Below are 12,599 nucleotides of genomic sequence, written 5' to 3' on the forward strand. Positions count from 1 at the left end.
GTACCTCACTAGCCGGCAAGCTCGAGCACACGCCAGAGCATTTGCAGTTCGACCGTTTCGAGACAGTCGCGGGGAATGATTGAAGACATGACCGTCCTCCTTTGTTGGGGCGAAAGTATTCAACCTTTACGCGATTGCGCCCGCTTCAAACGCCGTCGACACTGAGACCCTGCGCGCTATCCGCCCACCAAGCACGGCAATTGTTATCGGGGAGACCTGATGATGGCCGTACGTGCGGGGGCGAGGATTAGGAACCTGACACCGTTTTATTGCCAAGCGTCTTGCATGCGCGGTTCTACCATGCCGAATGCTCTCGTCCCGTTGAGGAGGGCCTCGTGCGCTTGCGTGACGCGGCTTTCTCGGATGCTCGATCCATCCGGCCTCCATAAATACTGCCGAGGATCAATCCGCCGACACCGAGGACCATTGCTGTGAGCAATTCTGGCAACATAGCGGTCCACCCCAATTCGGCTGTGAACAGAGAGGCAATGAGGTACCCGATCGGAAAAGAGAAGCACCCCGCAACAATGCCAAGCCTAAGTTCATGATGATATTCTTTAGCGGCTGTTTTGGTAGTTCTGCGCATACGTGCCTCCCAGTTCCCGTCTTCAATCAGATAGATTTCGAAGGAGGACGACGAGTTCGTTTTCCTCCGTCATCCCCGAATTGAATGCATGACTCAGCACGAGGGCCAAATCTTGCCCCGTTAGGTTGTCAGGGCTTATTTCACGTCTTGCGCACTCAGTGACAAGGACTCGCCTCAACATGTTGACCAAATCGCTTCCAATCAGTTCACTGGATATCGCCATCGTCGTTCCTCTGCTATGGGCGGGAGCGCGATGGTCTCTCAAGCGACGGAGCCCGTGGAAGGCCGGCGACAAAAACACTGTACGCTCATTTTGAGGAGCGCGCAGATTATTCGGCTCTTCGAAGGGGTATGATTGCCGGGTCGGCAAACTGGCGCAACCGCGGCCCCCGCCACCGGTTTTGAAATGCTGGGTCTCTCGGCCAGGAACAGGCCGAGGAAAACGTCATAGTCGCCATTGTGCTGCGAGGTGCGCTGGTCACAAACACTCTCGTCATGTTGGGCATAGAAGCCAAAGCCGCAATGTTTCGATTGCAGAACTGTCGAAAAAGGGGCTTGCTCAACCCGCAATATCAGCTGACAACTTTCAACATAGAAGAGGGTCGGCGCTTGCGCTCCGGCCCTCCTACCATCGTGGTTGTCGCCAGTTCATCCGCGGTCAGTAAACGTTAATGGCTATCTCCACCGTATGGCTACTTCACATAAACAATCTTGCCGCCATTCGCAGCAGTCTGCACACCGACGACGTTGGTTAAAGTGACGTTCTTCTTCTGGAGAACAGCGACGAGCGCCATATCCTTCGAAAGCTCATCCTGCGCCATTTTCATGGCTGCCGGCGTTGCACTCTGGAATTGTGCCGGAATCTGCTTTTGCGAATTGTCGTTGTCGGTACCTGACTGCTCGACATTGACAATAGTTACCATGTCATCGGCCATCATTGGTGCGGTCGCGGTCGCTGTCTGGGCAAATACCGAAGTGGCTGCAACCGGTAGCGCCGAAAGCGCTGCGGCCAGAGCGAGCGTGAGTGTTTTGTTCATTGTTGACTCCATAAACCACTGCCAGTGCCTCCGTGATCGGTAGGTTTGCTGTAGCGATTGCCATCTCAACCTCCGGCAACAGATTACGTTCCGCTTAGCACCTTAGTTGGTGCCCCGCGCGCCATCACGTTATGGTGCGGGAACTTTCGGTGGTCAGTTGAATTTACGCGCGATCGCGCGCCACCATCTGACGGGTCTCCCGCAATACCGCAGTTTTCTTGCCCGCAGCCTTGCGGCGCGTCTTCACCCGCCGTTGCGAAACTTTTCGCTGCTTCGAACTCACCGCGAGGGGATGCGCCACGGCGCCGGCGCATCTTGCTTTCGACCTCTGTCATGCTCTCTGCTCGAGCGGCTATTGGAACTCGCACGTCTTGATGGCTCGCCGCACCTCAATAACCAATTCCTCGGCAAATTTTCTCTGCGATGATCACGCCCCCGCTTGCGTGTAAACGTTGACGGGCAGGAGCGTTCTGTGAAACGGGGATTTGCCCGCAATATTCGAACACTCCGGGCAGGCTAGGCTCCCGCCGGATCCAACCGGAGTCCTTTTCCGTTTTTCCACCCAATCCCCAACCTCAAACCAAAACCCCTCCCACGTGTCCGGGGGGGAGGGTTGAGGAACCGGCAATTTGTTGCTGCGGGGAGACGAACGGAGAAGCGGCGTCCCGCATCCGCGAAGTGTTTCAGGTTTGGAGAACCAAGCGCCTTAAGGGTTACCTAAAACACGGTGCGTTTGAAGCGAGGTTACCGCGTCCCCGCTCAGCAAATCAATGTGATCCAACTCCCTTGGTCAGAAAGCGCAGATGCAGTATCGCATCGTCTTCCGTGAGTTCCGCATTTTTGCGAAATGCAGCGCGTATGATCTCGAGAGTGTCTCCAGAGGAAGTACCGGTTTCATAAGCATTCCTGGGCTGGTCCAAGAGGTTTTGACTTCGGTCTGGCTTCTTCATAATGCGTGTTCCTCAGCTTGGGCCTGCTTCTGATCGGCTTCAGATTGCGCGCGCGTCAGTCGCGCCGCCCGGAGTGCCTCTGATTTGCGTTTCGTCTTCGCGATGCGCGCGTCTTCACTCGCCGTTGCGAAAGTTTTCGCCGCTTCGAACTCACCGCGTGGGGATGCGCCACGGCGCCGGCGCATCTTGCTTTCGACATCTGTCATGCTCTTTGCTCGATCTGCTGTTGGAACTCGCACGTCTCGATGGCTCGCCGCACCTCAGTAACCAGTTCCCCGTCGATGAACGGCTTACGGACCCAAGCGGCGGTCTTAAAGTCTTTCGGAAGGTCCGACGGATCTCCGCCGGAGCAAAAGATCACGGGAATGCCACGCGATTGTAAGACAGCCGCGATCGCCAAGCCGTCGCCATCACGCAGGTGTAGGTCAAGCACTGCCGTGGCAGGGCAACGGTTTTCAAGCCATTTCAAAGCGTCAGATCGCGACGAATGGAGTTCGACCGTAAGTCCGGCGGCTCTTAAGACCTCATCGATATCCATCGCGATAAATGGTTCGTCCTCGACGACGAGGACGACTTCAGCCCGGCCAGATGCCGCCATAATCCGTCGAGAAGGCACGTCCACAGTATCAAGTAGAGACACAGCTCTGCTCCTTTAAACGTTGGGGCAAGAGCAGATTCGTCTCTTAAACAGTCGCAGCCGAGGAAAGGGAAGGCGTAGTGGGACTGGTGAGGTGATTATACGCCTTCAGGGCGCGGACAGATATTAACTAATTTAACTTTGATTTTCCTAATGCACGGTCGCCCTGTCCGTTAACGGGAAGGAGTTGAGAATGCCCGCGCTCCCGGGATCGTTGGTGGTGGGTAGTGTCGAAAAATGGCCCGGTGAATCGGCGGCTCGTTTAACAACCGTGACGAGTCTGGCGGCAGCTACGCCGCCATCAAGTTCGCCGGCCTGACAACCTCGCCCCGGCAGCTGATTTCTTCATCATTTGAATCGACGTCGATAAGGCGAAGTGCCGGCATGAAATTAGATGTCGCCATGTCATTTGAAGGCCCACCGCCCCCGCTACGCGGCCGTCAGCAGGTCGATGGCAAATCCAGCGGCGGCAAGCCGACCCTCTAGTGCCACGAGGATTGCCTGCCGATTGGCCCGCGTAACCACATCTTGATCAGCCTCGCTATCCAGCCGTGCCGTTTTTGCCAAGACGATGGCCTTGGCGTTAAGATCGACGATTTCCGCCGCGGCCGTCGGCAATTCAGCTACGTCCGACACCATGTGGCCGTGATACAGCCGTCGAACTTGGTATAATAGCAGTCGGCTTGCCGCTACTTATGAATCTGGATTTAACCAACCGGAGCGGCTCGACAGCAGCGGTTTCTAGCGCGGTTAGTTCTGCAGTGTTCAATGTGCCACAGAAGCTGTTGGCCCGGTTGGCCATCGATGCCGCGACCGATACAAACCAATAGCTCGCATAACCCACAACACGACCGTCGCCACCAGTGAGCAGCATGCAGCCATCAGCGTATTCATCGAGGCGCAAGCGGGATCTTTGTTGGCACCAAGCCCGGTACGGCGAGCCTCAAACGAAGATCCTGCCATGACCAACGCAGAACGTATTTCCGCATTATATGCCGAGGTTGGCCAAGCGCATCAGGTCATCGGCGCTTATTTTGCTGGGCCCGACGGAAAGCATCCAGACTTTGATTCACCGGACGGCCAGCGGGCGCTCGATTATTTCGTGCACGAGCGATATGACGATGACTTTCTCGCATCCGAGCATCCACGCAAATGGCAGTCGACTATCTGATGTCAACCTTCCCCATCGTCTCGGGCGGCTTAGCTTTTTACGGCCGACCGTATGGACGCGCTTTTCTGCATTCGCGAGAAATGCCACGGCCGTCTGTTGGTGGTGGTCGATCCTGCCGGCGGCGCGGGAGGCAAGCCTGCCGATTCGGCGGAACAATCCTGCCCAGCTTTGGTTGACAAGGATGAAGGCCGGCGAAGTCCTGCTAGCCGTCGGATATGCACGGAGCGTCCATGCCTTTGTTCTTCTTTAACCTGCGGCGCCAAGAACGCCATGAGATTGACCATGAGGGTATCGCATTCGACACGCTGGAGGATGCCCGAGAAGATGCCGTCAACAGCCTCCGCGAAATCGTTGCTGATGAGCTGCGCGCCGGTCGATCTGTGGATCTCACTGCTATCGAGATTGCCGATAATAGGGGCGAGATTGTAGCGGTCGTCACGATCGAAGAGGCGGTCCTAAAACCGCTTTCCGAAGGGGCAGCGTAAGCGTACCCGGCGCCGTTGGGAGGCTATCAGATGTCATATCAATCGGCATACGCCTAAAGCTTCACCTGATCTGCGGCAAGCTCGTCAAGATGATGGGATTTTAGACAGTCCCGCCGGCAATTAACGAACCGATGTTTCTGTCCGCCGTCCGTTTGGCCGGGGCATCGGAAATATACGTTGCCATCCCCTCCCGCAATGATTCTGGTCACTGGCGGGCCCGAACCTCATTCGTGATGTTCGTGCCGCAGACCTTAGTGAATGTTATTTCCGAATGGCAAGCCAGCACATGGCGGACAGATATGATGGATGATTTTTGGATTGGGACCTAGGCCGCGCTCAATGTCGGCACGGCTTCGCCGTCCACCTGTGTGGTGGTAATGGTGGTCATTTGAATCCTAAGAAATCGCGGGTTGAAATCGCTGCCACCAGCGCCATCTTCGCGGCAGAATGGGGGATCGCATGACTTATGACTGGGATGGCCGCCGAACGCGGCTTGCGAATTGGTTGCGTATCGGCGCGGCAGTTGGCCTCGCTACAATTACCGTAGGCCTGTCGTTGCTTATGGCTCTGGATTAGACCCCGCCTAGCAACAATAGCGGCAGGCTGCAGTGCGGATAGTTCTGAAGCGTTCAACGGGGGGAGTGTGACGGTGAGGCTATCCGTGGCCGTGACAACGCGTAGCCATCGTCGCACCGGACAGCGCGCAGCCCGACAGCTGCAGGCCGCCGACGATGGCGCAAAACATCGCCGCTAACCTCAACCCACCAACCCCATCCGCCAACATCGTCAGCGTACGCGCCGTTGTGCGCAAAAAGTGCACGTATTGGAAGTCTTATCATCAATAGACAGCATGGCTCGGGCAACGTCGTGGTCACTGTCAGCTGACGGCCAATATCAGAGTGAACGGGATGCGCCTCGTTCACGCCAGAAACGACGACCTGCGGGTCTTCTCCCCAGATTATACGGCATCTCGGCGCGGATCTTAACGCCGGTCGCTATCATTGAACTGAAATCCGTCGTTATCGAAGCCTACCGGAGCGTGAACGCCCATGACCGCACTGCTGCTTGATATCTGCACCGCCGCATCCCTCCTCGGTGGAGAAGCAAGGCAACCGAGTCCATGACCTGGATTGGCCATTCAAAGAGGGACGGCGCACTTTCGGTTGCCTTCACAGACCATGACTACTTGATCAAACGCTTCGCAGCCGGCGACTTCCGCGATTGCCGGAAGTAGTGAAGGCCTTGTCGGGCGATATGAGAAATTGCCTTCCTAACGAAATGGAGAATTGCCCCCTCGTGTCAAACGAGGAGAGATGGATGACGAGTGAGATTTTGACGCATCCTGCAACGTCACGAACGATGCAGGGCGGGGATATGCTTCAGGCTGATGAGGTGGTGGCGATGTTGCGGCTCCATGATCTTGGCTGGGCGCCAAGCCTGTCAAAGGCGTTCGGCTGCGCAAGCAACACAGTCCGGCGATATTTACGGGAGGGCGGTGCTGCGCCGTTCAAAAGGCCGGTTCGCCGTACGGCTTTTGATGGGTTCGATGATTGGTTACGCGACCGCTTTTTTCGGCATTACGGCAATGCCGATGTGATCTGTCAGGAACTGGCCGCCGAGCACGGCACCAATATTGGTCTTCAGTCTGTAGAACGGAGGGGTCGTAAGTGCGGACGAGAGTTGAAGGCGCAGAACTGGGCGACACTTCTCTTTGAGACTGCTCCCGGTCATCAGATGCAGGTCGACTTTGGGGACACGAAGGTGTGGATCGGCGGTGAACGGGTTTGACGCATCCGAAAGAGGTCGATCGGAGGACGAAGGACAGATACCCGGCAATGTGGTGTCGCTTCACGAATGGTTTTCGGGTTGCGGTATCGGTATTCAGAAGACATTGTGACTGCCCTGGCAACCGGGTTCGACTGATCCATGATGAGAATCGCGTATGCTTTGTCGTCGACGTTGCGGGATATCTCGATCAAGTGCCGGTTCATGGTATGGTTATCGCAACAACCCATGACGGGCGCGGCTGCGTTGCCGTGCTGCGGGCAGATCGCGCCGAAGATATAGGCCGAGCGGGTGCGCTGGTCGTGCGACGCAGATGGCCTTGATCCACGCTTGGCCCAACGGCGAGTGATCTTGTTCTTCTGCCCGATACGGGCCTCGTCCTGGAACCAGATTTTGATCATTTTGCCCTTGGCGGGACCGGCGGCGATTTCTGCCACAGTGGTGGGGAAGTTTTTAAATGCCTCAGCCGCCTCGGCATCCTGCGCATGATGCCTCTGGCGAGCCGAGAGCTTGCGGTAGCCCATCGATCTCACTTCGCGACCCAAGGTCTCTTCACTCACCGAGACCCGGAACTCTTCCCAAATCCACTGGGCCAGATCACACAGACGCCAGCGAACGACGCCGTCCAGATAAGGCGTGGGGCCGCGCTCGATGGCTTGTGCCAGGGCTATGCGCTGATCTTCGTTCAACAGTGACGGCTTGCCCGGAGCCCTCCCGTTGAACAGCCCGTCGGGACCGCGTGCGTTGAAGCGCACCACCCAGTCGCGCACGATCTGAACTGTCACGCTACCGATCCGAGCAGCATTTGCGCGAGAGCCGCCATCATAGATCGATGCGAGGGCAAGAAGACGCCGAGCCTGGTCGGCATCTCGTGTCTGGCGAGCCAGAAGCCGCAACATGGCCCCATCAAAATCTGACCGTAAAGAAATCGCTGAACCCATCGCAAACCTCCAGTTTGCGCCAGAGATTCAGATGGGGTGGTTGCCGTCCGCCCGAGACGGCATCGCAAAGTGCCAAAATGTGGTGTTGTGACCACTTAGCGGAAAGGACGGCAACCGTTATGAACGATACGATGGTTGGCGTGGATTTGGCAAAGAATGTCTTTCAACTGCACGGTGCTTCGACGAGCGGGCAAGTCAGGTTTCGAAAGAAGCTGTCTCGGCAGAATTTTTCCAAGTTCATGGCGGAACACCCACCGGCGTTGGTGGTGATGGAGGCTTGCGGCAGCGCGCATTACTGGGCACGTGAGATGGTTAGGCTTGGCCACGAAGTGAAGCTGATCGCGGCGCAATATGTACGGCCGTTCGTCAAGCGGCGGAAAAACGACGCGACGGACGCGGAGGCTATCGTAATCGCGGCCCAGCGACCGGAAATGCGCTTCGTGGAGCCAAAATCTGCGGATCAGCAGAGCCGAGCGATTCTGTTTCGGGCTCGAGAACGACTCGTCCATCAGCGCACAGAACTGATCAACGCGCTGAGAGCATGCCTTTATGAATATGGCCATGTCGTTCCTCATGGTCGTAACCACTTCAAGCGTATTGAAGAGATTTTGGACGGGCTAAACAGCGACTTGCCTGCGTTGATGCTTGAAGAATGCCGCGACTTGTTGAAACAGATCGGTGAGAAGACGGCTCGCATCGACGAGCGGACCGCAAAGATCAAGGCATTGTCGGCTGAAGCTGACACGGCGCGGCGCTTGCAGACCATTCCTGGCGTTGGCCCTTTGACAGCCTTGGCGATCGAAGCCTTTGCCCCGCAAATGGAGAACTTCCGGCGTGGCCGTGACTTCGCAGCATGGCTCGGCCTTGTGCCACGTCAGTTCTCGTCGGGCGGCAAACAACGGCTCGGACGCATTTCCAAGTCAGGGCAGTCTGATATCCGCAGGCTGCTGATTATTGGGGCAATGACACGCCTGAACTGGCTGGGCCGGAAATCCATACCCGAAGGATCGTGGTTGGCGCGCATGCTCGCGCGAAAGCCCCGAATGTTGGTCGCGATCGCACTGGCCAACAAGATGGCGCGCACGGTCTGGGCATTGCTGACAAGACATGAGGATTATCGAGTTCCGGCACAGGCGCCAGCAACATGATGAAGGTGTTGTAGGTAAGCCTAATGTCGGAAAAAGGGGTGTGAGAAGGCGACGACCCGAATGGGCAAATGATCGAAAAGATCTGGATCGGGAAAACCAGCCTCGAATCATGAGCAGAAGAGCTCGGGATTCAGATTTGGACCCGACTCGCAGATCACCATACCGGCCAGCGGCTTCTGTAAACGCCGTATCTACAGGCCTCACAGAAGACCGCACTCGATCACATGACCTTCGGTTCAAAGACTTCTTGCATCACGGGCGGCAACCACAGAAGATTCGTCGGCTAATGGGAACCCCCATGAGAGTCAGACTCAGTGACCATTGGTATCACTCCTCTGCCATCACCCACCGAGGACTAACAAGAAAAAGCCCAGCCGTTGCAACGGAAGAGCTTTGTTGCGTGCGTGTTCTATCAACGCAGACCGAAAAAAGACAAAATTGCAATAACGATTACGACCAATCCAACAATATAGATAATCCGGTTCATGACGGGCTCCTTTCCTGGTGAACCGATCTAACGCGCTGTTAAGTGATTGGTTCCGTTTGCGAGTTCTAAAAAAAAGTGATGGCCCATAAATATTCGGACACGATCTCCAATTCAGAAAAAGCCAGCCGATCCGGAGAGGATGGGCTGGCCTTTCGTGCAGTGCATTGGGGGGCAATGCATTATGTCGAGCGTGTTTAAGATGGCGTCGACACTCCTTAACCGGGCTTCACCCAGTTGGTTCCATTTAATTCGCAGCTTCCCGGCCTTTAGCGCGCATCAGCAAATCGAGTTCAATTTTAGAAGGGCCGAATCGCTTGAAAAGGTCTCTAGCCTCATCGGTACTCAGCCCATAAAGTTGACGGAACTCCTCTAGACCATAGGGTTCTCCGCGGGTCTGCTTTGTCTTTGGTGTGTTACCGGTCAATGGCCGCCTCGTTACATCTGGAGATTACGCACATTCAACGATGTTACGAAACAGTTGTTCCCAACATGCTGATCGGTCAGAGGCACCCGATACCGAGTGCAAAGCCGCCGCATAACTGCGTGAACCAACGTCATCAATCAACGTTGGCCCCTGCTGGTAACGCTGTAAGCGGGTGCGCCATCCCACGTAGCGCGGTTTCGAAAGATCGCTCATTTTCGGCATGAATCATGCGGAGAAACCTATGAGCGACAGTGTGAATCAGGCTCGTGCCTTTGAGGTTCTGACGGCGAGAGACGAGGCACACGCCACGAGATTGGCCGAATGCTGAGAAGGCTCTGATGATTGCGGAGACAATGCTGCCGGGGGCGAATATATCAGCGATCGCCCGCGCTGAGGGGCTAGATCCCTCGCAGCTTTACGGCTGGCGTCGCAAGGCATTGGCCTCGGGATCGGTGGTACCCCTTTCGAAAGAGGCGAATGAAAGGGTTAGTTTCGCGCGCGTCGAAGCTGTTGCAAGTTCACCGGTGGAAATCGTCAGCCGGTTATCCCGGTAATCATGGGTGACGGGATGGCCGGTGCGATCTGTCGCACGATGGTCGCTCGAGTTGCTTCGCTTCCTCATCGCAAGCCTATGATCACGTCGGATATTTCGGTTACCACGATGGCGCTTCGTTCCGGCGGCTCATTTCCCGGCATGTTGAGCTTGAGTGCCAAGCTTATAATCGGAAATAACTGTCCCTCTAAGGTTCATGACCCCTATGACATCGGCTGGAGGATTGCGGGTAAGCATAGAGGGTTTCCATCCGCGAATTTCGCGGATGGATGTCGTCTTGACGTCGCACATTCATCAAAATTCTTGCCAGGACTCTGTGGCATGAGCGGCGTTGCTAAATGCATTTGCCAGTTGTCCTGCCATTTTACGGACCGGCGAAGACACCGGCCGATGATTGTGCGACACCGACACGGGAACTAATCTCGGACGAGTTTCCGAGACCGCCGCTTGACCGCAACCGAGTTGAAACTGTTCAATAAGACAGCGAAGACGTTCGGCCTCCGCAGCAAGCGTTGCGCTCGCCGCTGTACTTTCTTCAACCATTGCTGCGTTTTGTTGTGTGACCTGGTCCATCTGGTTGACGGCGGTATTGACCTCAGCCAAACCGAGCGACTGTTCGCGAGACGATGTTGCGATAGCCTCCATGTGACTGTTGATCGTCACGACGTGAACCTCAATTGCTTTGAGCGCCTCACCCGTTTCGCGAACAAGCTTCACGCCCCCTTCCACGTCCACGGAGGAATTTCTGATAAGTTCTTTGATCTCTTTGGCGGCCTGCGCTGATCTTTGAGCAAGTTCTCGCACCTCTTGGGCGACGACTGCGAACCCCTTGCCTGCGTCGCCAGCACGCGCTGCTTCAACGCCTGCATTGAGCGCGAGAAGATTGGTCTGGAAGGCGATCTCGTCAATGACCCCAATAATGTTGGAGATCTGAGTGGAGGACTGTTCGATCTTTTGCATCGCGTTGACGGCATCGGCAACCACCTTGCCTGACTGGATGGCACTGTGGCTTGCATCGATGGCAACCGCCCGAGCCTCATCCGCTCTTTTTGAGGAGTTAGCAACGTTTGTAGTGATCTGATCGAGGGCGGCTGCCGTTTCTTCAAGCGATGATGCCTGCTGTTCTGTACGCTTTGACAGGTCGTCTGCGCTTTGGCTGATCTCGCGTGTGCCGCTGTCAATCTGGGCCGTTGCCTGGGCAACGGCGCCAAGTGTCTCAGACAGCTGTGAAACGGCAGCATTGAAGTCTGCGCGCAGGCTCTCAAAGTCAGCCGCGAACGGTTCAGAAAGCTGAAATGAAAGGTCGCCGTCAGATAGGTGTTTCAAACCCGATGCAAGTCCCGAGGTCGCCTGAGCCATTGCCTGTACACGCAAGCCTTCGACTTCCGCGTTCCGACGGCGTTCCTCTTCTGTGACAAGTCTCTGGTTTTCGGTCTGTTGCTCAAGCGCGCGCGTTTTCAGGCCGTTGTCCTTAAAGACTTGGACAGCCCTGGCCATGCCGCCGACTTCGTCCCTGCGCTCCGTCCCATTAACCTCAATGGAAAGATCACCATAGGAGAGCCCAGCCATTGTCGCCGAAAGAGCTCTGATTGGTGTTACCACCCACAGGCGGATTGCAAAGAAACCACAGACGAGAATAGCTGCAAGCCCACCGATTACACCAAGGACCGTCGTCCAGTAGGTCGATTGCGCTGAGGCCGAAAGGGCGTCGCTTTTTTCGTCGGCGCCCTTGATAATCTTCTCGACCTTGGCGACGAGTGATGCCGTCATTTCCGCGAACTTCGGCTGGCAGTCAGATTGGTAGGCTTGGAGGGCTTCTTTATTGTCGGCGTCCGTCACGGCAGCAGACCCCATTACAACAGTCTTCTCACATGCTCCCTTAAGAACCTGAAGGCCTTTCTCCTTAAGTTGCGCAAAGTCTGGATCCTGAAGGACGGACGATGCTAAATCCATATTTTCCACGAATGCATCAACTTGAGACTGGAACTCCTTAAGGGCGGCTTGATTGCCTGCAACCGAAGCTGACAACAAGATGTCCCCTATAGCAGCACGGCTTGCCTGAAACGACCGGTTGGCTCGCACTAGTTTTAAAGATGCCTTTGATTCGGAGGCGAGCAAGTCGCTGTAGTTTCCATCAATCTGGCTAATATTACTGCCAGCGTAGAAGGCGACGCCAAGGGCGAACATGCCGAAAAGCATCATGATGGAGAGGAATTTAACAACAATCGGTAGATTTTTCATCGTCGTTCCTTTGCGATTTCGGCAACTGATGAGCGCCGACGTGGAACCGATCTTGAGTTTGTCATCACTTAGAAGGTCTTAACGGCGGTGTTTGGCGCGTTTATCGGAACCGCGCTATTTCAAACGATGCGACGCAAAAGCGGCTCCCTTGTAC

The 12,599-nt window shown here is 55.8% G+C and carries 11 protein-coding genes and 2 pseudogenes; 5 read left to right on the forward strand and 8 right to left on the reverse strand.

Features of this window, described 5'->3' with window-relative positions; translation table 11 throughout:
* Positions 1 to 1,278 precede the first annotated feature (1,278 nt).
* The 4 genes from ASG68_RS08785 to ASG68_RS08805 all read right to left on the reverse strand — a co-directional run bounded on the left by ASG68_RS08785 (position 1,279) and on the right by ASG68_RS08805 (position 3,846).
* The gene (locus ASG68_RS08785) at positions 1,279 to 1,623 is read right to left on the reverse strand and encodes a hypothetical protein (RefSeq protein ID WP_062603614.1); all 345 of its coding nucleotides are present in this window, start codon (positions 1,621 to 1,623) and stop codon (positions 1,279 to 1,281) included.
* Between the two features lie 946 nt (positions 1,624 to 2,569).
* The gene (locus ASG68_RS32025) at positions 2,570 to 2,779 is read right to left on the reverse strand and encodes a hypothetical protein (RefSeq protein WP_062603610.1); all 210 of its coding nucleotides are present in this window, start codon (positions 2,777 to 2,779) and stop codon (positions 2,570 to 2,572) included.
* Positions 2,776 to 3,213: a response regulator gene (locus ASG68_RS08800; protein WP_156384843.1), complete on the reverse strand. Its 438-nt coding sequence runs from the start codon at positions 3,211 to 3,213 to the stop codon at positions 2,776 to 2,778. The genes ASG68_RS32025 and ASG68_RS08800 overlap by 4 nt, the downstream gene beginning before the upstream one ends.
* Positions 3,214 to 3,639: 426 nt before the next feature.
* Positions 3,640 to 3,846 (reverse strand): hypothetical protein, encoded by a 207-nt coding sequence (locus tag ASG68_RS08805; protein ID WP_156373921.1) that lies wholly within the window; start codon positions 3,844 to 3,846, stop codon positions 3,640 to 3,642.
* A 325-nt stretch (positions 3,847 to 4,171) separates the two neighbouring features.
* Here ASG68_RS08805 and ASG68_RS08810 point away from each other — a divergent pair, with 325 nt between their 5' ends.
* The 3 genes and pseudogenes from ASG68_RS08810 to ASG68_RS08820 form a co-directional block, all read left to right on the forward strand.
* Positions 4,172 to 4,381 (forward strand): hypothetical protein, encoded by a 210-nt coding sequence (locus ASG68_RS08810; protein WP_062609513.1) that lies wholly within the window; start codon positions 4,172 to 4,174, stop codon positions 4,379 to 4,381.
* Positions 4,382 to 4,611: 230 nt separating this feature from the next.
* Positions 4,612 to 4,866 (forward strand): DUF6894 family protein, encoded by a 255-nt coding sequence (locus ASG68_RS08815; protein WP_113125200.1) that lies wholly within the window; start codon positions 4,612 to 4,614, stop codon positions 4,864 to 4,866.
* A 1,317-nt stretch (positions 4,867 to 6,183) separates the two neighbouring features.
* Positions 6,184 to 6,651, forward strand: a pseudogene (locus ASG68_RS08820) (IS21 family transposase); the annotation flags it as partial.
* Here the strand turns inward: ASG68_RS08820 and ASG68_RS30370 are convergent.
* Complete coding sequence (locus ASG68_RS30370; RefSeq protein WP_082553981.1) at positions 6,597 to 7,592, reverse strand: IS630 family transposase; 996 nt, start codon at positions 7,590 to 7,592, stop codon at positions 6,597 to 6,599. The pseudogene ASG68_RS08820 and the gene ASG68_RS30370 overlap by 55 nt on opposite strands.
* A gap of 119 nt (positions 7,593 to 7,711) precedes the next feature.
* Between ASG68_RS30370 and ASG68_RS08830 the strand changes: the two genes are divergently transcribed.
* Complete coding sequence (locus tag ASG68_RS08830) at positions 7,712 to 8,740, forward strand: IS110 family transposase (RefSeq protein ID WP_062609517.1); 1,029 nt, start codon at positions 7,712 to 7,714, stop codon at positions 8,738 to 8,740.
* Positions 8,741 to 9,471: 731 nt separating this feature from the next.
* Here ASG68_RS08830 and ASG68_RS32225 read toward each other — a convergent pair.
* Positions 9,472 to 9,651 carry a hypothetical protein gene (locus ASG68_RS32225; protein WP_082553982.1) on the reverse strand — a complete coding sequence of 60 codons (180 nt, stop codon included), beginning with the start codon at positions 9,649 to 9,651 and terminating at the stop codon, positions 9,472 to 9,474.
* A 353-nt stretch (positions 9,652 to 10,004) separates the two neighbouring features.
* On the opposite strand from ASG68_RS32225, the gene ASG68_RS08840 reads away from it, so the two are divergent.
* Positions 10,005 to 10,205, forward strand: coding sequence for a transposase (locus ASG68_RS08840; RefSeq protein ID WP_244484185.1), 201 nt, complete (start codon positions 10,005 to 10,007; stop codon positions 10,203 to 10,205).
* Positions 10,206 to 10,275: 70 nt separating this feature from the next.
* Here ASG68_RS08840 and ASG68_RS32975 read toward each other — a convergent pair.
* Together ASG68_RS32975 and ASG68_RS08845 are read right to left on the reverse strand one after the other, a co-directional pair.
* A pseudogene (locus tag ASG68_RS32975) lies at positions 10,276 to 10,486 on the reverse strand (chemotaxis protein CheW); the annotation flags it as partial.
* Positions 10,487 to 10,498: 12 nt separating this feature from the next.
* Positions 10,499 to 12,445, reverse strand: coding sequence for a methyl-accepting chemotaxis protein (locus tag ASG68_RS08845; protein WP_062609518.1), 1,947 nt, complete (start codon positions 12,443 to 12,445; stop codon positions 10,499 to 10,501).
* Positions 12,446 to 12,599 lie beyond the last annotated feature (154 nt).

The organism is Rhizobium sp. Leaf453, from assembly GCF_001425605.1.
Lineage (GTDB): Bacteria > Pseudomonadota > Alphaproteobacteria > Rhizobiales > Rhizobiaceae > Pararhizobium.

Bases quoted from the DNA above. Each gene is read 5' to 3' on its own strand.
- ASG68_RS08785 (WP_062603614.1), bottom strand. From the start codon at position 1,623: ATGAACAAAACACTCACGCTCGCTCTGGCCGCAGCGCTTTCGGCGCTA.
- ASG68_RS32025 (WP_062603610.1), bottom strand. From the start codon at position 2,779: ATGACAGATGTCGAAAGCAAGATGCGCCGGCGCCGTGGCGCATCCCCA.
- ASG68_RS08810 (WP_062609513.1), top strand. From the start codon at position 4,172: ATGACCAACGCAGAACGTATTTCCGCATTATATGCCGAGGTTGGCCAA.
- ASG68_RS08815 (WP_113125200.1), top strand. From the start codon at position 4,612: ATGCCTTTGTTCTTCTTTAACCTGCGGCGCCAAGAACGCCATGAGATT.
- ASG68_RS30370 (WP_082553981.1), bottom strand. From the start codon at position 7,592: ATGGGTTCAGCGATTTCTTTACGGTCAGATTTTGATGGGGCCATGTTG.
- ASG68_RS08830 (WP_062609517.1), top strand. From the start codon at position 7,712: ATGAACGATACGATGGTTGGCGTGGATTTGGCAAAGAATGTCTTTCAA.
- ASG68_RS08840 (WP_244484185.1), top strand. From the start codon at position 10,005: ATGCTGCCGGGGGCGAATATATCAGCGATCGCCCGCGCTGAGGGGCTA.
- ASG68_RS08845 (WP_062609518.1), bottom strand. From the start codon at position 12,445: ATGAAAAATCTACCGATTGTTGTTAAATTCCTCTCCATCATGATGCTT.